Here is a 19,992-nt window from a genome sequence, read left to right on the forward strand (position 1 = left end):
GTCACTCCCCGGTCTGGCCGTCGATCTGCTCCCGCAGCAGGTCCGCGTGCCCGTTGTGCCGGGCGTACTCCTCGATCATGTGCGTGAGGATCCAGCGCAGGGACACGTCCGCGCGCCCGCCCCACGCCGGGTGCGTGGTGTCCAGGGCGGCGGGGCCGTCCGCGAGCAGGCGCACGACGACGGCGCGCGAGCGCTCCACCGACTCGCGCCAGAGGTCGCGCAGCTCCTCGGCCGCGTCCTCGGCGGCGGAGTGCCAGTCCCAGTCGGCGTCGGCGTCCCAGTCCACGGACACCCACGGCTCGGAGGTCGGCTTCCCGTGGGCGGTGACCTCGAACCAGAAGAACTCCACGAAGGCCAGGTGCTTGAGCATCCCGCCGAGGGTCATCTCGGAGGGGTGACCGTCGAGGCGGCGGCGGAGGGCGGCGTCGTCGAGTCCGGAGGTGCGCCACGCGAAGGTGGCGCGCTGGAAGTCGAGGAAGGCCAGCAGGGTGGCGGCCTCGTCCGCGGCGTGGGGCGGCTCGGGGCGGCCCTGCTCGTCGTAGAACACGGTGGTCATGGGTCGAGCGTACGGGGCGTCCGTCCCCGTCCCCGCCCCCGTAGGGTGGACCCCACTGTCCGCGCCCGTCAGAAGAGGAACCCGATGAACTCCGCCCTCCCCGCCACCGACCCCCACCGCGGGGACGTGTGCGCCCTGCTGGAGGCCGGGCACGACCGCGACCCCCGGGCCGTGGCCTGGCGCGAGGACGGCGTGGACACCACCTACGCCGAGCTGCTCGAGCTGGTCCAGGCCACCGCCGGCGTGCTGCGCAGGCAGGGCGTCGGCCCGGGGGACCGGGTGGCGCTGCTGATGCCCAACACGCTGGCCTTCCCGGCGGTGTACTACGGCGCGCTGTGGCTGGGAGCCGTGGTCGTGCCCCTGAACCCGCTGTCCACGGACCGGGAGCTGGAGTACTTCCTCACGGACTCGCAGGCGGTGCTGCTGTGGAGCATGCGCGGCACGTCGGCCGCTGCGGAGGCGGCCCAGGCCGTGGGCGTGCCGCACCTGCAGTCCTCCCCGGCGGACCTGCGGGACGTCGTGGCCGGCGCCGAGCCCGTGCGCGAGCGGACGCCGCGGACGTCCGAGGAGGCCGACGCCGTCGTCATCTACACCTCCGGGACCACCGGGCAGTCGAAGGGGGCACGGCTGTCCCACCGGACGGTGGCGTCCAGCGCGGTGCTGACGTCCGAGGCGCTGGACTGGCTGCAGGCCGGGCACACGGTGCTGGGCGTGTTGCCGTTCTTCCACGTGTTCGGGATGTCCGCGGCGCTGAACATGCCGCTGTACACGGGGTGCCGGAACTCCGTGGTGACCCGGTTCGCGCCGCACACGGCGCTGGAGCAGGTCGTGCGGGACGAGGTGCGGGCACTGCCCGCCGTGCCGACGATGATCGGCGCCCTGCTGCGGGCGCTCCGGTCCGCCCGCGCCAAGGGAGACGACGTGGACCTGTCCGCGCTGCGCTACATCCTCTCCGGCGGCGCCCCGCTGCCGGTGGAGACGCTGCACGAGGCGGAGGAGGAGTTCGGGGTGCCGGTGCGCGAGGGCTACGGGCTCACCGAGTCCTGCGGGCCGGTGTCCTTCAATCCGATGCTGCGCCCCAGCCGGGCGGGCACCGTGGGCCAGCCCCTGCCGGGCGTGGAGTTCCGGCTGGTGACGACGGACGGCGTCGAGGTGCCCGCCGGGGACACCGAGACCCCGGGCGAGCTCCGCATCCACGGGCCGGTGCTCATGACCGGCTACCTGGGCGAGCCGCAGGCGGACGCGGCCTCCTTCGACGACGAGGGCTGGCTGCGCACCGGCGATGTCGCGACCCGGGACGAGGAGGACTACTACCGGATCGTGGGCCGACTGAAGGACATCATCATCCACGGCGGCTACAACGTGTACCCCCGCGAGGTGGAGGAGGCGTTCTACGAGCACCCCGCCGTGTCCGAGGCGGCCGTGCTCGGCGTGCCCGACGAGCGGTTCGGCGAGAAGGTCGTGGCCTACGTGGCCCTGCAGGACGGGCCGGAGGTCGAGGTGGCCGAGCTCAACGCGTTCGTGCGGGAGCGCCTGGCGTCCTACAAGTGGCCGTCCCAGGTGACCGTGATGGACGCGCTGCCGAAGAACACGACCGGGAAGATCGTGAAGGACCTGCTGAGGTAGGGGTGGGGTGGTCAGCTGAGGCTGGGCGCGGCTGAACTAGGCTGGCGCAGAGGTGGGTGCAACGAGGCAGCCGGGGGGTGAGGGAGTGACGCGTGGTGGAGCCGGACGGGCTGCGGGAAACGGCCATTCAGTGGTTGATCGAGCGGACGCTGGACCGGCAGGTAAGCCTCACTCGCGAAGACATCGCGGACTTCCGGTTCCAGGGTGAGCCGTTCCGCCTCATCCCCTCGTATCAGGGCATTTGGAAGCCGGCTCGGTTTGAGGCCACGTTGTCCATCGTGACGACGTACCGGGCCCCCGGCCAGGAACGCCCCTACAACGACGCTCTGGGCGAGGATGGGCTGCACCGCTACAAGTGGCGTGGTGACAACCCCAACCATCCTGAGAATGTGGGCCTGCGACGTGCCATGGAGCGGCAGCTGCCCATCATGTGGTTCACGGGTGTGGGTGGAAAGCCGCCGCAGTATCAGGTGACGGCGCCGGTCTACATCGTGAATGAAGAGCGTGACCGTCAGCAGTTTGTTCTCGCCCCGTTAGAGGATGCCAGCGAGATTCCCGAGCGCGGCGAGGGCTCGGAAATGGTCACGGCCCTGCGGCGCTACATGAAGCGCGAAACCGTGGTGCGACTGCATCAGCCGGTTTTCCGCTCCACCGTTCTCGTGGCCTATGAGGACCACTGCGCGGTCTGCAATTTCGCCCATTCCGAGCTGCTCGATGCCGCACACATCGTCCCTGACTCCGAGGAGGAGGGCGTCCCCGACGTCACCAACGGCATGGCGCTGTGCAAGATCCACCATGCTGCGTTTGATCGGCGGTTCCTCGGGATCCGGCCAACCAAGGACGTGCCCGTCGTCGAAATCCGCCAGGACCTGCTGGACGAGGTGGATGGACCGATGCTGCGCCACGGGCTGCAGGAGCTGCACGGCAAGCCGTTGATGAAGGTGCCGAGTCGGCGGGCGGATCGCCCCGGCACCGACAAGCTCGTCTGGGCGTACGAGCGGTTCCTGAACGCCACTGCAGCCGACGTCGCCTGACCGCCTGTCACATTCGCCCCGCCCCTGGCCTTCGCGCGCCCCTCATAACCACCATGAGTGATGCGCGTCACTCCGCCCCTCGCCAGCCTCGCCGCGCTCACGATCGCCCTGAACCTGCCCCGGCCCCGGCCCGGCTGCAGGAGCTGGGGGCCGACGTCGCCACGTGCTCCCGCCCGCCGGCGGCCCCATGGCGCAGATGAGCCCGTCCCACTACGCGGACCTGCACGAGGGGCAGCGCGTGGCCACCCTGGACCTCAAGACCGACGCCCGCGCGTCTACCAGGTGGACGTCGTCGGGTTCGCGGGGGAGCGCGCCGGCGTCCCCGGCCACGACCTCACCTACCAGGCCGAGACCGGCCTGCTCCTCTCCGGGGAGAGCCAGACCCCCACCCTGCCGCGCGCCCTCGTCGCGGACATGCACGGTGCCGAGCAGGCCGTCAGCACCGCCCCCGCCCTGCTCCTCGCCCGGGACCGCGCCGGCCGCGACGCCCCCGGAGGCCACGCCCGCGTGTCCCTCGCGGAGGCCGCGGCCGCCGTCGGGATCCCCTCCCGCCACGGACTGCTCGCCCCCGACGCCCTCCTCGGCGGCGGTACCCCCTACTACGCCGTGTACCGGGCGGCCGAGGGCCACGTGGCCGTCGGCGCCCTCGAGCCCCACTTCTCCGACGCCCTGCGCGCCGAGCTGGACCTGCCCGCCGGCGCTGGCGACGACCTCGCGGCCGCCCTGTCCGCCGCCCTCACCGCGCGCCCGGCCCGGGACTGGCAGGAGTGGGGCGAGGAGCGCGGCATCCCCACTGGCCGAGGTGCGGTGAACGGCCAGCCCCGCTGAACGGCCAGCCGCACTGAACGGACGAGCCCCGCAGAGCAGACGATTCAGGCGGTGGAGACCGTTCCGTCTGCGGGGCTCGTCGCCAGGGGAGGGGACGCGGGAGCCTCAACGGCGCGGCCCGGCCCGACACCGAACGGAGCACCGGAACGAAAGTGCACCACCGTGAAGACCGTCGGGTCCCTCGCCACCGCCCCCCCCAGACCGGCCTGACCATCACGGAGGTGGAGCTCCACGACGTCCGCGCCGAGGCGAGCTTCGACATCGGCTCCACCCTGCCCAAGGGCAACACGATCACGACGACCGTGGAGGGCGAGCCCATCCCCCGTGTGTTCATCCCGCGCCTCACGGACCTGCCCCGTCGACCAGATCAACCAGGCGTTCGCGGGCTCCGCGACGGGCGGGACCGTCAAGCCCGTTGTGGTCGTCGACCAGGCATGCCCCCCCCGCACCGTCCCGACGGCTGGGCCCCGGAACCCTCCCCGAGAACTCCCAGCCCCGCGCCCTTCGGCAAGCCCCCTCTGGGAGGTGTGGGCTGTGGAACAGACATCCCGCACGTCTCGCAAAGGAGCATCATCATGACCCCCACCACCCACGCCTCCGGCACGTTCCTCGGCAACGACGTCGGCAAGCAGTTCATCGCCGGCCAGTGGCGCGACGGCGCTGCCGGCAGCACGAAGCAGGACGTGAACCCGTACGACGACTCCGTGGTCGCCGAGTTCGCCCTTGCCTCCGAAGCGGACCTCGACGAGGCCTACCGCTCCGCCGCCGAGGCTCAGAAGGGGTGGGCGGAGACCGGGCCGAAGGAGCGTGCCGCCGTCATGCGCCGCGCCGCCGAGCTGCTCGAGGAGCACCGCGACGAGGTCGTGGACTGGCTCGTGCAGGAGGCCGGCTCCACGGTGATCAAGGCGAACATCGAGGTCTCGCTGGCCATCGCCATCACCGAGGAGGCCGCCACGTTCCCCACGCGCGTGCACGGCAAGATCTTCGACTCCAACACCTCGAACCGCGAGTCCCGCGTCTACCGCTCGCCCATCGGCGTCGTCGGCGTGATCTCCCCCTGGAACTTCCCGCTGCACCTGTCCCAGCGCTCCGTCGCACCCGCGCTGGCGCTGGGCAACGCCGTCGTCATCAAGCCCGCCTCGGACACCCCGGTGACCGGGGGCACCCTGATCGCGCGCCTCTTCGAGCAGGCCGGTCTGCCCGCGGGCGTGCTGTCCGTGGTGGTGGGCGCCGGCTCCGAGATCGGCGACGCGTTCGTGAAGCACCCCGTGCCGCGCCTCATCTCCTTCACCGGGTCCACCCCGGTGGGCAAGCAGGTGGCCGCCAACGCCGTGCTGGGCGAGAACATCAAGAAGGTCGCGCTCGAGCTCGGCGGCAACGCCCCGCTGGTGGTGCTCGACGACGCCGACCTGGACACCGCCGTGGAGCAGGCTGTCACGGGCGGCTACCTGCACTCGGGGCAGATCTGCATGTCCACGCAGCGCGTGATCGTCGACGCGAAGGTCTACGACGAGTTCCTGCCGAAGTACGAGCAGGCCGTGAAGGCGCTCAAGGTGGGCGATCCGCGGGGTGAGGGCGTGCTGGTGGGCCCGATCATCAACGACTCCCAAGTGGAGGGCCTGCAGAAGAAGATCGCCTCGGCCGAGGCCGACGGCGCGCGGGCGCTGGTCGGCGGCGAGGTCGAGGGCCGCGTGGTCCCGCCCTTCGTGTGGGTGGACGTGGACCCGGACATGGAGATCGCCAAGGAGGAGATCTTCGGTCCCATGACCGTGGTCCTGAAGGCCCGGGACGAGGAGCACGCCCTCGAGCTGGCCAACCACCACGAGTTCGGCCTGTCCTCGTCCGTGTTCACGCAGGACACGGGCCGCGGCGTGCGATTCGCCCAGCGGGTGGCCGCCGGCATGACGTTCGTGAACGAGATGACCGTGCAGGACGAGGCTCACGTGGCCTTCGGCGGCGCGAGGAACTCCGGCCTGGGCCGCTTCAACGGCGAGTGGGCCGTCGAGGAGTTCACCACCGACCACACGATCGGCGTGACGACCGTGGGCTGAGCAAGGAGAAGGCTCCGGCGTCGGGCTGACTGCCCCCGCGGCGCCCGGCACCTCCCTGCCCCGACGAGCCCCGCGTACGCGACGGATTCCGGACATGGAACCGTCGCGTACGCGGGGCTCGTCCTGTGGGGAGGGGGGTGAGGGTCCTGCACAGGTCGATCCACCCCTGCGGCTGCCCCCAGATCGCACCGGCGCACGACTGTGTCGGCCGCAGCCCCGCCACGCTGGGTCCATGGCAGACCCCTCCCGCGCGACCCCGCCGCGCCTCGTCACCACCGCGACGCTCCGGAGCCGGGGCGTCGCCCCGTGGGAGCTGCGCCGACGGGAGTACACGGGCCGTGGGCGCTCGCTGTGGGGCGCCGCGGGCGTCGAGTTCACCCTCCTGGACCACGTGCGGGCCCTGCAGGAACTCCACCCGACGGGGGTCTTCTCGCACGCCACCGCCGCGAGGCTGTGGGGGATGTGGCTGCCGCGGGACCTGCTGCAGGAGCCGTCCGTGGACATCGCCAAGGTGAAGGGCCGCGGCGGGTGGCCGAGCAGGGAGGGCATCCGGGGGCACCACCTCGATCCGGCTGCTCAGGTGGTGCGGCTCCACGGGGTCCGCGTCACCTCCCCTGCATGGACGTGGGTCGACCTCGCGGCGCGTCTCAGCGTGGAGGACCTCGTCGTGGCGGGGGACAGCCTGCTGCCGGACGAGCACGGCGCCACCGCGCGATCCCTCGGGCGACTCCCCTGCCGCGCCTCGACCGTGGCCGAGCTGCGCCGCACGGCCGCCACCCGGAAGAACGTGCGCGGCGTGGTGAGGGCCCGCCACGTCGTCGGCCTGCTGCGCGAGGGGGCCGACTCGCCTGCCGAGTCGCGACTGCGGCACCGGATCGTGGAGGCCGGATTCCCGGAGCCGGAGGTGAACCCGGCGCTCCGTCTGCACGACGGCCGGATCGTCCGTCCGGACCTCTGCTGGAGGGCGCTGCGGATGTGCCTCGAGTTCGACGGAGACCACCACCGCACGGAGAGGGCGCAGTGGCAGGAGGACCGGGCCCGCCGCCGGGGCCTCGAGGCCGACGGCTGGAGTGTGACATGGGTGGCGGGGGAGGTGTTCACGCGCGCGGGGTGGGGCCGCTTCCGCGGCGACCTCGCCGCCACCATGCGGCGTCAGGCCCACCAGGAGGGGGTGGTCCTGCCGCCGTCGCTGCCGGGGGAGGAGGCGTCGTTGTGGTGATCCGGCCCGGAACGCGGACGAGCCCCGCGTACGGGACGGTTTCCGGTCACGGAACCGTCCCGTACGCGGGGCTCGTCGCTCGCGGGGGGCAGGGGGCGCAGGGTCACCGCTTCCGGTACAGCCCCTTCTTCTGGAACACGGGCTCGCTGGTCACCAGCATCCCGAGGCTCCGGAAGATCCCCTCGTCCACGGAGCCGAGGATGGTGGTGGTGTGCACGTCGCAGCCCTCGAGGCTGGCCAGCTGCTCGACGGCTGCCTTCGCGTTCTCGTCGGTCGCCGCGGACACGGACAGCGCGATCAGCACCTCGTCCGTGTGCAGGCGCGGGTTCTTCGAGCCGAGGTGCTGCGTCTTGAGCGTCTGGATCGGCTCGATGGACGCGGGGGAGAGCAGGTGCGCGTCGTCGTCGATGCCGGCCAGGACCTTGAGCGCGTTGAGCACCATCGCGGCGGAGCAGCCCAGGAGCTCGGAGGTCTTGCCGGTCACGATCGTGCCGTCGGCCAGCTCCAGGGCGGCGCCCGGCTCCCCGGTGCGCTCGGCCACCAGCTGCGCGGCACCCACCACCGGGCGGTCCTCCGAGCTCAGACCCAGCTTGGACATCACCAGGGCTGCGCGCTCGGACTCGGTGTCGTCGGCGCCCTCGAGGGCTTCGTTCACCTGCGCCTTGTAGTAGCGGCGGATGATCTCCTGCTCCGCGGCGGCCCGGCACACGGCGTCGTCCACGATCGCGGCGCCGGCCATGTTCACGCCCATGTCCGTGGGGGACTTGTACGGGGTGGTGCCGGTGACCTTCTCCAGCAGCGCGGAGAGCAGCGGGAACACCTCGACGTCGCGGTTGTAGGACGTCACCTTCTCGCCGTACTCGGCCAGGTGGAACGGGTCGATCAGGTTGATGTCGTCCAGGTCCACGGTCGCGGCCTCGTAGGCGGCGTTCACGGGGTGCTCGAGCGGCAGGTTCCAGATCGGGAACGTCTCGAACTTGGCGTAGCCGGCGGGGATGCCGCGCTGGCGGTCGTTGTACACCTGGCTCAGGCACGTCGCGAGCTTGCCGGAGCCCGGGCCCGGGGCGGTCACGACGACGAGGTCTCGCGTGGTCTCCGACCACTCGTTGGCGCCAAAGCCCTGCTCCGAGACGATCGTGGCCATCGCGTGCGGGTAGCCGGGGATCACGCGGTGGCGGGCGACCTTCAGACCGAGGCGCCCGAGCTTCTCGATGAACGCCAGGGCCAGGTGGTTGGAGTCCTCCAGCTGCGTCACGACGACGTGCTCCACCAGGAAGCCGCGCTCGCGGAACACGTCCACGAGGCGCAGGACGTCCTCCTCGTAGGTGATGCCGAGGTCGGCGCGGACCTTGTTGCGCTCGAGGTCCTTGGCGTTGAAGCAGACGAGGATCTCGGTCTCGTCCTTGATGCGGTCCAGCATCGCGATCTTGTTGTCCGGGGTGAAGCCGGGCAGGACGCGGGAGGCGTGGAGGTCGTCGAAGAGCTTGCCGCCCATCTCCAGGTAGAGCTTCCCGCCGAGCTGGCGGCGGCGCTCCTGGATGTGCTGGGACTGGAGGGCGATGTACTGCTCGCGGTCGAACCCGAGGGGGCGCGAGATCTTCTGGGGGGCCATGTCAGCGGTGCCGGTCATGGACCTCCAGCATAGACCTGTTCGCGGGGTGCGCGTGCGCGGCCCGGCATCGGGCCCCGCGTCCCTCAGTCCCTCGAGTCCTCGGGGTCGTCCGCGATCCAGTCGTGTTCGGGGTCGTCGAAGCTGCGTGTGCGCCCGGTGCGCAGGTCGGTGACGTCCATGACGCCGGTGCCGCGGTCCAGGCGCACCTGCTGGTGCGAGGCGGGGTCGACGACGGTGATCGTCTGGGTCTGCGGGTCGTAGTCGTCCACCCGCACCTGGTCCTCGTACTCCTGCCGCGGTCCGTAGGACCCGTGCGTGTCGTCGTCGGGGAAGGCGGGGGCGCCGGGGGCGCGCAGCCGGCGCTCGAGGGTGCGCTCCACCCGGCGGGCGGCCGCCTCCTGCGCCTGCGTGGCCAGGCGCCGCAGACGTTCGAGGGACTCCTTGTCCTGGGAGATCTCCGCGCCGAAGAACCGCCACTGGTAGCGGTAGGCGATCATCCGCACCGCGAAGATCAGGAACGCGATGAGGAAGCCCGTGAACGCGTTGAGCGCGCCGTTCATCGCCACCACGGTCGCCAGCACCGCGCCCAGGAACGTGGGGAGCACGTAGACGCCGCGGGGGTCGAAGATGGACGGGACCTCGTTGGCGACGATGTCCCGCAGCACGCCGCCGCCGAGCGCCGTGACCATCGCGATCACCACCGTGGACACCGGGTGCACGCCCATCGAGTGCGCCAGCAGGACGCCGGACACCGTGAAAAGGGCGAGCCCGGCGGCGTCGAACAGGGTGATGGTCAGGTTCAGTCGGTTCGGGTGGATCAGCTTGACGTACACGAGCAGGGAGACGAGCACCGGCGGGGCCAGGTAGACCGGGTTCTCCAGGGACGCGGGCAGACCGCGGTCCAGCAGGATGTCGCGGGTGAAGCCGCCGCCCAGCCCGGCCAGCAGGGACAGCGCCATCGAGCCCACCAGGTCGAACTGCTTGCGGGCCGCCAGCAGCGCACCCGAGGTGGCGAAGAAGAAGATCCCGATCAGGTCCAGGGTCGTGAGCAGCCACGGGACGTCGGTGAGGGTGGCGAAGAACTGCTGCACGTCCACGGCGGCTCCTTCCGTCGGGTCCGGGGTTCACCGGCCATTGTCCCGTGCGGCCCGCACGGTGCCTCGTTTGTTCACCCGGGTGTCCCCGGGGGGACGCCCTCGTCGGCGCCGGGCGTCTCCTCGGTCGCTGGGGGGCCGTCCTCGCCGGGGTCGGCGGGCGGCCCGTCCTTGCCCTTGCGGTCGCGGATGTCCGGCACGGGCGGCTCGTCGTGCGGATCCAGGCGCTGGCGCTGGGTCTCCCCCGAGATCTCGGCCCCCGGGGCGAGCCACTCCCTGCGCAGCGACACCACGCGCAGCACGAGCACGAGCACCATCACCGCCGCCGAGGTCAGCGGGCCGAGGAGCTCCGCCTGGCCGAGGGCCGCCGTCGTGCCCGCGCCGAGGATGGCCGGCAGCGCGTACCAGCCACGCCCGCCGAACACGGCGGGCGGTTCCCCGGCGACGACGTCGCGCAGGATGCCGCCGCCGACGGCGGTCACCAGGCCCAGCACCGCGGCGGCGACCGGGCTCAGGCCGGCGAGCAGGGCGATGCGCGTTCCCACCACGCAGTACACGGCCAGGCCGACGGCGTCGAAGGCCATGACGGCGTGGTGGCCGCGCTCGCCGTCGAAGATCCGGAGGAACACCGCCAGCGACGCGACCGCCGGCAGGATCAGGTACCAGGGGTTGTCGAAGGCGGCGGGCACGTCCCGGCCGACCACGAGGTCACGGACGACGCCGCCGCCCGTGCCCACCATGAGGGCCAGCAGCAGGGAGCCGACGATGTCGTAGCCCTTGCGCACGGCAAGGACGGCGCCCGAGATCGCGAAGAAGAACACGCCCACGAGGTCCACGGCGGTGATCGCCGCGGTGATCGCGTCGGCGAGCTCGCCGTGCGCGTCGATCGGCTCGGGCACGTCCCGTTCGAGCTCGGCGGGGTCCTTGGGGGCGGCGGACAGCAGCCACACGGGGAGAAGCGGAAGCAGCACCCGCCCATCGTCCCCCGTCAGGCGGCCCCGGGTCAGCCCTGGGCCGAGGCCGGCCCGAACTCCTTGGCCAGCTCCGACGCCACGCCGGTGTACCCGGCCGGGGTCAGCTCCAGCAGGCGCGCCTGGGCGCCCTCGGACAGGCCGAGGCCCTGCACGAACTCGCGCATGCGCGCCCCGTCCACGCGATGGCCGCGGGTCAGCTCCTTGAGGCGCTCGTAGGGGTTGTCCATGCCCTCGACGCCGGCGATCGCCTCGGCGCGCATCACGGTCTGGACGGCCTCGCCGAGCACCTCCCAGTTCGTGTCGAGGTCCTCGGCCAGCACGGGCTCGGCCACCTGGAGCTGGCCCATGCCCTTGGTGACGTTGGTCAGGGCGAGCACCGAGTGGCCGAGGGCCACGCCGATGTTGCGCTGCGACGTCGAGTCCGTGAGGTCGCGCTGCCAGCGGGACTCCACGAGGGTGGCGCCCAGCGAGTCGAGCAGGGCGCAGGAGAGCTCGAGGTTGGCCTCCGCATTCTCGAAGCGGATCGGGTTCACCTTGTGCGGCATGGTGGAGGATCCGGTCGCGCCGGCCACGGGGATCTGCGCGAAGTAGCCGATGGAGATGTAGCTCCACACGTCCACGCAGAAGCCGTGGAGGATCCGGTTGAAGCGCGCGACGTCGGCGTACAGCTCCGCCTGCCAGTCGTGGGACTCGATCTGGGTGGTCAGCGGGTTCCAGGTGAGGCCCAGGTGCTCCACGAAGGACCGGGACAGGGCCGGCCAGTCCGCGTCCGGGGCGGCGGCGAGGTGGGCGGCGTAGGTGCCGGTGGCGCCGTTGATCTTGCCCAGGTACTCCTGGCCGGCGATGCGCCGGGTCTGACGGGTCAGACGGTGCACGAACACGGCCATCTCCTTGCCCAGCGTGGTGGGCGTGGCCGGCTGCCCGTGCGTGCGGGAGAGCATGGGGGTCTCGGCGGCCTCGGCGGCCATCGCGGAGACGGTGGCCACGGCGGCGCGGGCGGCCGGCAGCCAGACCTGCTCGACGGCGTCGCGCACACCCACCGCGTAGGCGAGGTTGTTGATGTCCTCCGAGGTGCACGCGAAGTGCACGAGCGGCTTCAGCCGGCCCAGGCCCAGCCCCTCGAGGCGGTCGGCGATGAAGTACTCGACGGCCTTCACGTCGTGCACCGTGACCTTCTCCGTGGCCGCCAACTCGGACACGGACTCCGCGTCGAAGTCCGTGACGATCGCCCGCAGGCCCGCCTGCTGCTCAGCCGTGAGCGGCTCGAGACCCGGCAGCACGCGGTGCTCGGCCAGGTGGATGAACCACTCGACCTCCACGTGGATGCGGTTGCGGTTCAGCGCCGCCTCGGACAGGTGCTCCACGAGCGGCTCCACCGCCGCACGGTAGCGGCCGTCCAGGGGGCCGAGGGCGATGCCGGCCTCGGCGAGGGAACGGCGGTGGGCGGTGGACGCGGGCGCGGGCTGCGAGGTCATGGCCCCCATTCTGGCATCGGCGGCGGCCGCCCCGGGCTGTGCACGGGTGCGCGACGCGCGGCCGCCCGGCGATCCGTCAGGCCCCGGGGAGGGTCACGGCTGCAGCAGCCGGAGGAACGCGCCGATCAGGGGCAGGTCCGCCGGCGTCGTGGGCAGGGCGTCCGCCAGGGCGGGGGAGTGCACCAGGTAGGCGGCCCACTGCCCGCGGGAGAGGGACACGTTCAACCGGTTCCGGTTGAGCAGGAAGTCGAGCCCGCGCGGGACGTCCTGGGCGCTGGATGCCGCCATGGTCAGGATCGCCACCGCGGCCTCCCGCCCCTGGAACCTGTCCACCGTGCCGACGGTGGTGCCCTGCAGCCCGGCGTCGTCCAGGGCCGCGCGCACGGTGGCCACCTGCGCGTTGTAGGGCGCGACGACGATCACGTCCTCCGGCGTGAGCGGCCGCGGCTCCTCCCCGGAGCCGGGGGTCCAGGCGCGTCCCACGAGGTCCTCGATGATCTCGACGACCCGCCTCGCCTCCTCCGTGGACGACACCGCGTTGCCGGTGTGCTCCACGGGCACCGGGTGCAGCCCCGGGACGATGCCCTCCAGATGGCGGGCGTCTGTGGCCTCCGACCTCGAGCGCAGCTGGCCGTCGTAGGAGAGCCGCGAGACCGGCGCGGTCAGGGCCGAGTGCATGCGCCACGTGGTGTCCAGGAAGAAGCCGCGCTCGGGCGGGAGCACCTCTTCGCCCGGCTCCATGAGCCAGCCCAGGGCGGCGTCCCCGATCGGCTGGGGGTGCGTGCCCTGGGAGACCTGCGGCAGCTGCTGCGGGTCTCCCAGCAGCAGGACCGTGCGGGCGGTGGCAGCGGCGGCCAGGGTCATGGCCAGGGAGAACTGTCCGGCCTCGTCGATCACCAGCAGGTCCAGGTCCGGGGCCTTCGGGTGGGCGAACGTCCAGGCGGTGCCGCCGAGCACGTGGCCCGGCTGGGACAGGTGCTCGAAGGCGTCCCCCCGGTCGTCCAGGACGGTCCAGGGGCGCTCGCGGTCCTCGCCGCCGCGCGGCTTCTCCTTGCCCACGTGCCCGGCGGGCACGCCCACGGCCACGAGCTTGGCCAGGAAGTTCTCCACCACGGCGTGCGACTGCCCCGTCACCCCGATGCGCCAGCCGCGGGAGGCCAGCTCCTTCACGGCGTGGCTGCCCACGTGGGTCTTGCCGGTGCCGGGCGGGCCCTGCACGGCCACGTAGGAGCCCCGCGCGGAGACGAGGGCCTCCACGAGGGCGTCGGCGCCCTCGAGCCGCCCGGCGCGGGCATCGGCCGTGATCTGCGCGAGCGGCCGGCCGGCGGTCTCGGGGACGCGCCGGGCGAGGATGTCGAACGCCGCCGTGGGGGCGGCGCCCTCCTCCGGCCGGGGCAGCGCGCCGAGCGCCCGGGCGCGGAGGCCGTCCTCGCGGATGCGCTCCTGCAGGGTGGCCGAGGGGATCACGGTGTGCGCGAACGCGGCCATCGGGAGTTCGGGGTGGGGCTCGGCGTCGAGCGCGACCTTCTCCCGCAGCCGCAGCGTGGAGGTGCCGTCCGGATGGTCCTCCACGTCCTCGACGACCGCGGCCGCGCCCACCCAGCGCACGGCGTTGGGCTGCAGGCCCTCCACCCGTCCGGCGGGCACGTCCTCGTAGACGGTCTTGGCCTCGGCGCCCGGCGTGAGCTGGGTGCCGGCCTCCAGCCGGCCGGTCACGCGGAGGACGCGCTGCCGGGTGCGCGCCCGCGACGACGGCCGGTGCCAGTCCTCCGCGACGTCCACGCGGTCCGCCACGACGTTCGCACGGGGGTCCTGCCACTCGTCCACGGGGGAGATCCCCCGGTCGAAGAACGCCCACCACATCGGCTTGGCCTCGCGCCGGAAGAAGCCCAGGCCGGCGGCGAGCATGGCCAGGCCCAGAGTCTCGTCGTCGCCGTCCGCGGGGTCCGCGGGGACCAGGTCGAGGAGGGCCTGTTCGAGGGCGGCGTCCTCGTCCGTGGCGGCCGGTGCGTCCTCGCCCGCCTCGGCCGGCTCCCCGGCATCCACCGCGACCCCGGTCGACGCCCCGCCGACCTGGCCGAGCAGCCAGTCCCGCAGGCGCGCGGTCGAGACGCAGTCGTACCGGTTGTAGTCCTCGATGCCCGCGCGCAGCCGGGCGGCCTCCGCCGCGGCGTCGGCGTCCCCCTCCCCGGCCCGCTCGGCCTGCTCGGCGTAGGCGTGGTACTCCGTCACCGAGTCGGCGGCGGTGGTCACGCCGTCCTCGGCCCGGTGGTCGGCGCCCATGTAGAGCGGCTCGAGCTTCTTGATCGAGTAGCTGGGCACGCCCGCACGCAGGCTCGCCCGCACGGTGGCGTAGAGGTCCACGAACAGGCCGGCGCGCAGCCAGTCGTCCAGCTCCGCCTCGCCGACGCCGTGGCGCACCGTCAGGCGCTTGAGCGCCGTGACCTCGTACGCGGCGTAGTGGTAGATGCGCATGCCCGGGTGCACCGCGCGGCGCGCCTCCACGAATCGCACGAACTCCTCGAGCGCCGCCTTCTCCTCGGCCCGGGTGTCCGCCCACAGACCCGTGAAGCGGAACTGGTCGAACCCCGTGCCCTCGGTGGTCCGGCCGGGCGCGGCCTCCACCCAGCCCCACAGGTACTCCAGGCCCTCCATGTCCCCGCGCGGGGAGACCCAGAGCGGGTCCCCCTCGAAGTCGAAGAACAGGTCGCCGGCGTCGGGGGCGGGCAGGGCGCGTACGGGCGCCGGGTCCACGATCCGGTGCGGCGGCACCCCGTCCGCGCCCGCCGGCTCCAGCTGCGCGGCGGCCTGGTCCCGCAGCGCCTCCCACGTCCGCCGGGACATGCCCTCCGGAGGCGCCGTGGACGCCGCCAGCTCCTCCACCGTGCGCACCCCGGCCGCGCGGAGCCGGGTCCGCTGCACGCGGGTGGCGCCGGCGGTGAGCAGCACGTCCCGGTGCTCGGCGATCGCCTCCTCGCACCACCGGCACTGCCCGCACACCGCGTGCCGCTCGTCCCCCCATGCGACCGGCGTCCCCTCCGTCACGTGCGTGCGCAGCACGCGCTCCAGGCGGGCGCGCTGGTGCCGGTACACGGGGATGACCTCGGCCAGGTCCACGGTGTGCCTGGCGCCGTCGCCCAGCCACAGGGAGCCGTGCCGGGTGCGCGGCACGCCCATCCCGTCCAGCAGGTCCGCGTAGGCCGCGATCTGCAGCAGTGCCGTGACCCGCGCGTGCCGGGCCAGCTTGGTGTCCACCACCTGGTAGGCGCCCTCGGGGTGCTCGGCCGTGGGCTCGCGCACCAGGAAGTCCGCCAGGCCGCCGAAGGAGCCGTCGTGCAGCATCGCCTGGAACACCACCGCCGCTCCGGACGCCAGCGCCTGCCGCGTGCGCTCGGCCGCCGCCGCGATCCCCTCCGGCGTGTACGGGCTGGGCCGCTCCAGCACGACGACGCCGCCCGCTCCGTGCTCGGCGACCAGCGCGTCCAGCGTGCGCGCCTCGTGCGCGTCCCCGAGGGCGGACACGCGCGCCAGGAACGCGTCGTCCTCCGGGGCCCCGTCGGCGCGCCCCAGCTTCGGGTCCACGGCCCCGCGCAGCCAGCCGTACTCACACGTGGCGGCGGCCGTGATGTCGGAGGGGCTGAGGAGGAAGGACGCGGGATCCACGGGGGAGAAGCTCGCCATGGGCACAGCCTAGGTGTGATGTCCAGGGAGGTTGTTGAGCCTGCTGGCAGGTGCGGCTCCGATCGCGGAGTGGACTCGGTGATGATTGTAGAAGTGCACCCACCCAGGCAACGCGGCCCTGCGTTCGGTCTCTGAGCCGTAGAACTTGGCGTAGGCCCACCCGTCAGCGAGCGTGCGATGGAACCGCTCGATCTTCCCGTTCGTCTGCGGTCGGTAGGGCCGAGTCCGCTTGGGCTTGATCCCGAGCTCGGTGCAAGCATCCCGCCAGGCATGCGAGCGGTAGGCCGAACCGTTGTCCGAGAGCACCCGCTCCACCTCCACGCCCAGCTGCGCGAAGTGAGCGACCGCGCGGCGCAGCACCGCGATGGCGGTCTGGCTGCGTTCGTCGGAGTGCATCTCGACATACGCGAAGCGGGAGTGGTCATCGATCACGGTGTGCAGGAAGCCCACCCCGAGCCGGGGCTGGTATCGGGCATCACGGGTTCCTTCTCGGTCCGAAGTCGCCGCGCGGTGCTTCATGCCCTGCTGACGCCCGACGAATCGGTGCCCGCCCCCGTCGGGGATGCGTCCGAACTTCGTGACGTCAACGTGGATCAGCGAGCCGGGGTGGGGGTGCTCATAGCGGCGGATCGGCTCGGCGGTGACCCGGTCCAGACGGGCGAGGCGGTTGATCCGGCAACGCACGAGCACGGCATGGACGGTGGATGCCGGCATCCCGAGTTCTGAGGCGATCTGCACGGGCCCCAGGCGCCGGCGCCATCGGGCGGCCACGATCTGTTTCACCACCGCAGGCGGTGTTCTGGTCGGCATCGTGGACGGCCGGCTGGACCGGTCGACCATGCCTGCAGGTCCCTCGGCCCGGAAGCGTGTGGCCCATTTGCGGGCGGTGGGTGGGGAGACCATGAACATCTTGGCCGCGGTGGCGACCGGCCAGTGCTCCTCGACGATGAGCTTGGCCAGGCGTAGGCGGGCGCGAGGGGTCAGGGCGGCGTTAGCGTGGGACATGAAGGCCTTCTGTTCGCGTGAGCGGTTTCTTGACAACTCCACTCTCGCAACAGGAGGCCTTCGCCTGTCAGCTGCTCACGCAACAACGTCCCTGGACATCACACCTAGGCAGAGGGGCGGACGCGGTACGGGGAGGCCCGTCGTCGTCCTCCGCGTCGCCCGGCACCCGTCACATGCCGGCCCTGACTTGACGCAGGTCACACGGAGAGCGTTACCTAATGATCGTTCAGTAATTCCCCACGCGGCCCCGCCGCGCCCCGGACGTGAGGCGCCCATGACCGAGACCCCGCACCATCCCGCGCTCGTCGGCGACCGCGTGGCGCGGTGGCTCGGCGTCACCCTCGAGGCCGCCGAGAAGGACCACGCCCGCATCCGCATGACCCTCGGCGAGGAGCACCACAACGCCTTCGGCATGGCCCACGGCGGCGTCGTCTTCGCGTTCGCGGACTGCTGCTTCGCGCTGACCTGCAACGACCCCGCCTCGGACGGCTCCACCCTCACCGTGGCCTCCGGCGTGGACGTGAACTTCCTGTCCGGCACCCGCGCCGGCCAGACCCTCGTCGCGGAGGGCCGCCTGGTCGCCGCCGCCGGCCGCTCGGCCGTCTACGACATCACCGTGACCACCGACGACGGCACCCTGGTGGCCGCCTTCCGCGGCCGCTCCCGCACCGTCGCCGTGAAGGGCGCGTGACCGGCCCCGCCGCCGCGCACCCGGCCGACCAGACCCGACCCGACCCCCTCTGATCCCCAGGAGACCCGCCATGCTCGAGGCTTCGATCCCGAACCCCTACTCCCCGGCCCCCGTCCCCGCCCCCGCCGACCGCGGGGCGCCGGACCCCGAGGAGACGATGAGCCGGGACCAGATCGAGGCGCTCCAGTTCGAGCGCCTGCGCTGGACGCTGCACCACGCCTACGAGAACGTGCCCGCGTACAAGGAGCACTTCGACAACCACGGCGTGCACCCCTCCGACTTCACGGCCCTCGAGGACCTCGAGCTCTTCCCGTACACGGACAAGGAGTTCCTGCGGAAGAGCTACCCGTTCGGCGCATTCGCCGCCACGGGGCCCGAGCTCCGCCGCATCCACGCCTCCTCCGGCACCACCGGCCAGCCCACCGTGGTCGGCTACACCGACGACGACCTGGCCACGTGGGCCACCCTCGTCGCCCGCTGCTTCCGCGCCGGCGGCATCCGCCCCGGTGACCGCGTGCACAACGCGTACGGCTACGGCCTGTTCACCGGCGGCCTCGGCGCCCACTACGGCGCCGAGCGCATCGGGGCGGCCGTGATCCCGATGTCCGGCGGGCAGACGGAGAAGCAGGTGCAGCTGATCACCGACTTCCAGCCGCGCGCCATCCTCTCCACGCCCACCTACCTGCTGACCATCGCGGACGGCTTCAGGAAGCTCGGCCTGGATCCCCGCGAGTCCTCCCTCGAGGTCGCGATCCTCGGCGCGGAGCCGTGGACCGAGGCGATGCGCCGGGAGATCGAGCAGACCTTCGACCTCGATGCCCTGGACATCTACGGCCTCTCCGAGGTCATGGGCCCGGGCGTGGCCGGCGAGTCCGCGGCCACCAAGGACGGCTCCCACATCTGGGAGGACCACTTTCGCCCCGAGATCATCGATCCGCTCACGGACGAGGTCCTCGAGACCGGCCGCCCCGGCGAGCTCGTCTTCACCTCGCTCACCAAGCAGGCGCTGCCGATCATCCGGTACCGCACCCACGACCTCACCCGCCTGCTGCCGGGCACCACGCACCCGGGCCACCGCCGCATGGGCCGCATCACGGGCCGGTCGGACGACATGATCATCCTGCGCGGCGTGAACCTGTTCCCGTCGCAGATCGAGGAGCTGGCCCTCAAGGAGCCGGCCCTGTCGCCGCACTTCACCCTCGAGATCACCCGCCCGGACCGCATGGACCAGATGGCCGTGAACATCGAGCGCCGCGAGCACGCGACCCTCGAGGAGGCCCAGGCCTGCGCCGCGCACCTGCGCATGGAGATCAAGACGAAGATCGGCTCCTCGTGCGTGATCAACGTGGTGGAGCCGGAGACCCTGGCCCGCTCGTCCGGCAAGCTCAAGCGGATCTACGACCTGCGCGACCAGGCCTGATCCCGTCCCCGCAGCCGATCCCGACGCCGGCGTGCCCGGTAGAGTGGATCGGTGCGCCGTCGTCGGCGGCGTCCTCCCGCCTCCGAAGGAGCCCCGTGCCCCAGAGCAGCCCCACCCCGCGCCGCGGCCGGCCCGGCTATGACCGGCAGACGCTGCTGGCCGAGTGCGTCGAGCTCTTCAACCGGCACGGCTACGAGGCGACGTCCATGGGCATGCTCGCCACCCACCTGGGCATCTCCAAGTCCGCGATCTACCACCACGTGGAGTCCAAGGAGGCGATCCTCGACCACGCGGTGACGGAGGCGCTCGACGCCCTCGAGGCGTGCCTGGACGATGTGGTGGCCAGCGGGGCCGACGCCGGCGCGCAGGTCGAGGCGGCCATCCGCGGCACCCTCGGGGTGCTGGCGGAGAAGCAACCCGAGGTGACCCTGCTGCTGCGCCTGCGCGGGAACTCGGCGGTCGAGGTGGCCGCCGTCGAGCGCCGGCGCGAGATCACCCGGCGTCTGGGCGACCTGCTCGAGTCAGCCCAGGCCGCGGGTGCGGTGCGCTCCGATGTGACCCCCCGCAACCTCGCCCGTCTGGCGCTCGGCATGATCAACTCGATCGTCGACTGGTACCGCCCCGACGGCGCGGACCCGGGCCACAAGTCCGTCGAGGAGATGGTCGCCGCCGTGACCGGCGTCGTCATGGGCGGCCTGCGGGGCTGACCCCCGCCCCTCCTGCCCC

General features: G+C 72.5%; 15 protein-coding genes. 8 read left to right on the plus strand and 7 right to left on the minus strand.

What is annotated here, in order from left to right:
• Position 1: 1 nt before the first annotated feature.
• On the minus strand, positions 2 to 556 hold the full coding sequence (locus KW076_RS03725) for a DinB family protein (RefSeq protein WP_224356267.1): 555 nt from the start codon (positions 554 to 556) through the stop codon (positions 2 to 4).
• 84 nt (positions 557 to 640) lie between these two features.
• On the opposite strand from KW076_RS03725, the gene KW076_RS03730 reads away from it, so the two are divergent.
• The 5 genes from KW076_RS03730 to KW076_RS03750 all read left to right on the plus strand — a co-directional run bounded on the left by KW076_RS03730 (position 641) and on the right by KW076_RS03750 (position 7,314).
• Positions 641 to 2,182, plus strand: a complete 1,542-nt coding sequence (locus KW076_RS03730; RefSeq protein ID WP_224356268.1) for an AMP-binding protein — start codon at positions 641 to 643, stop codon at positions 2,180 to 2,182.
• A gap of 92 nt (positions 2,183 to 2,274) precedes the next feature.
• Positions 2,275 to 3,216, plus strand: a complete 942-nt coding sequence (locus KW076_RS03735; protein WP_224356269.1) for an HNH endonuclease — start codon at positions 2,275 to 2,277, stop codon at positions 3,214 to 3,216.
• A 60-nt stretch (positions 3,217 to 3,276) separates the two neighbouring features.
• The gene (locus tag KW076_RS03740) at positions 3,277 to 4,044 is read left to right on the plus strand and encodes a CoA transferase (RefSeq protein ID WP_224356769.1); all 768 of its coding nucleotides are present in this window, start codon (positions 3,277 to 3,279) and stop codon (positions 4,042 to 4,044) included.
• 575 nt (positions 4,045 to 4,619) lie between these two features.
• On the plus strand, positions 4,620 to 6,095 hold the full coding sequence (locus tag KW076_RS03745; protein ID WP_224356270.1) for an aldehyde dehydrogenase family protein: 1,476 nt from the start codon (positions 4,620 to 4,622) through the stop codon (positions 6,093 to 6,095).
• A gap of 232 nt (positions 6,096 to 6,327) precedes the next feature.
• Positions 6,328 to 7,314 (plus strand): hypothetical protein, encoded by a 987-nt coding sequence (locus KW076_RS03750; protein WP_224356271.1) that lies wholly within the window; start codon positions 6,328 to 6,330, stop codon positions 7,312 to 7,314.
• A 103-nt stretch (positions 7,315 to 7,417) separates the two neighbouring features.
• Here KW076_RS03750 and KW076_RS03755 read toward each other — a convergent pair whose 3' ends face one another.
• The 6 genes from KW076_RS03755 to KW076_RS03780 form a co-directional block, all read right to left on the minus strand.
• Positions 7,418 to 8,944: a DUF1846 domain-containing protein gene (locus KW076_RS03755; RefSeq protein WP_224356272.1), complete on the minus strand. Its 1,527-nt coding sequence runs from the start codon at positions 8,942 to 8,944 to the stop codon at positions 7,418 to 7,420.
• A 65-nt stretch (positions 8,945 to 9,009) separates the two neighbouring features.
• On the minus strand, positions 9,010 to 10,023 hold the full coding sequence (locus KW076_RS03760) for a trimeric intracellular cation channel family protein (RefSeq protein WP_224356273.1): 1,014 nt from the start codon (positions 10,021 to 10,023) through the stop codon (positions 9,010 to 9,012).
• 71 nt (positions 10,024 to 10,094) lie between these two features.
• Positions 10,095 to 10,991: a trimeric intracellular cation channel family protein gene (locus KW076_RS03765; protein WP_224356274.1), complete on the minus strand. Its 897-nt coding sequence runs from the start codon at positions 10,989 to 10,991 to the stop codon at positions 10,095 to 10,097.
• Positions 10,992 to 11,023: 32 nt separating this feature from the next.
• Positions 11,024 to 12,469, minus strand: a complete 1,446-nt coding sequence (purB, locus tag KW076_RS03770; protein WP_224356275.1) for an adenylosuccinate lyase — start codon at positions 12,467 to 12,469, stop codon at positions 11,024 to 11,026.
• 93 nt (positions 12,470 to 12,562) lie between these two features.
• Positions 12,563 to 16,150, minus strand: a complete 3,588-nt coding sequence (locus KW076_RS03775; RefSeq protein ID WP_224356276.1) for a TM0106 family RecB-like putative nuclease — start codon at positions 16,148 to 16,150, stop codon at positions 12,563 to 12,565.
• 9 nt (positions 16,151 to 16,159) lie between these two features.
• Entirely contained in the window at positions 16,160 to 17,155 is a 996-nt protein-coding gene (locus KW076_RS03780) for an IS481 family transposase (protein ID WP_224355033.1), read from the minus strand.
• 274 nt (positions 17,156 to 17,429) lie between these two features.
• Here KW076_RS03780 and KW076_RS03785 point away from each other — a divergent pair, with 274 nt between their 5' ends.
• The 3 genes from KW076_RS03785 (at position 17,430) to KW076_RS03795 (ending at position 19,973) form a co-directional block, all read left to right on the plus strand.
• Complete coding sequence (locus KW076_RS03785; protein WP_224356277.1) at positions 17,430 to 17,846, plus strand: PaaI family thioesterase; 417 nt, start codon at positions 17,430 to 17,432, stop codon at positions 17,844 to 17,846.
• Positions 17,847 to 17,916: 70 nt separating this feature from the next.
• Positions 17,917 to 19,266 carry a phenylacetate--CoA ligase family protein gene (locus KW076_RS03790; RefSeq protein ID WP_224356278.1) on the plus strand — a complete coding sequence of 450 codons (1,350 nt, stop codon included), beginning with the start codon at positions 17,917 to 17,919 and terminating at the stop codon, positions 19,264 to 19,266.
• Positions 19,267 to 19,361: 95 nt separating this feature from the next.
• Entirely contained in the window at positions 19,362 to 19,973 is a 612-nt protein-coding gene (locus KW076_RS03795) for a TetR/AcrR family transcriptional regulator (RefSeq protein WP_224356279.1), read from the plus strand.
• Positions 19,974 to 19,992 lie beyond the last annotated feature (19 nt).

The organism is Micrococcus porci, from assembly GCF_020097155.1.
Lineage (GTDB): Bacteria > Actinomycetota > Actinomycetes > Actinomycetales > Micrococcaceae > Micrococcus > Micrococcus porci.

What these genes read in the sequence shown, in the direction of transcription:
- KW076_RS03725 (WP_224356267.1), bottom strand. Translation starts at nt 556, where the DNA reads ATGACCACCGTGTTCTACGACGAGCAGGGCCGCCCCGAGCCGCCCCAC.
- KW076_RS03730 (WP_224356268.1), top strand. Translation starts at nt 641, where the DNA reads ATGAACTCCGCCCTCCCCGCCACCGACCCCCACCGCGGGGACGTGTGC.
- KW076_RS03740 (WP_224356769.1), top strand. Translation starts at nt 3,277, where the DNA reads ATGCGCGTCACTCCGCCCCTCGCCAGCCTCGCCGCGCTCACGATCGCC.
- KW076_RS03745 (WP_224356270.1), top strand. Translation starts at nt 4,620, where the DNA reads ATGACCCCCACCACCCACGCCTCCGGCACGTTCCTCGGCAACGACGTC.
- KW076_RS03750 (WP_224356271.1), top strand. Translation starts at nt 6,328, where the DNA reads ATGGCAGACCCCTCCCGCGCGACCCCGCCGCGCCTCGTCACCACCGCG.
- KW076_RS03755 (WP_224356272.1), bottom strand. Translation starts at nt 8,944, where the DNA reads ATGACCGGCACCGCTGACATGGCCCCCCAGAAGATCTCGCGCCCCCTC.
- purB (WP_224356275.1), bottom strand. Translation starts at nt 12,469, where the DNA reads ATGACCTCGCAGCCCGCGCCCGCGTCCACCGCCCACCGCCGTTCCCTC.
- KW076_RS03775 (WP_224356276.1), bottom strand. Translation starts at nt 16,150, where the DNA reads ATGGCGAGCTTCTCCCCCGTGGATCCCGCGTCCTTCCTCCTCAGCCCC.
- KW076_RS03780 (WP_224355033.1), bottom strand. Translation starts at nt 17,155, where the DNA reads ATGTCCCACGCTAACGCCGCCCTGACCCCTCGCGCCCGCCTACGCCTG.
- KW076_RS03785 (WP_224356277.1), top strand. Translation starts at nt 17,430, where the DNA reads ATGACCGAGACCCCGCACCATCCCGCGCTCGTCGGCGACCGCGTGGCG.
- KW076_RS03790 (WP_224356278.1), top strand. Translation starts at nt 17,917, where the DNA reads ATGCTCGAGGCTTCGATCCCGAACCCCTACTCCCCGGCCCCCGTCCCC.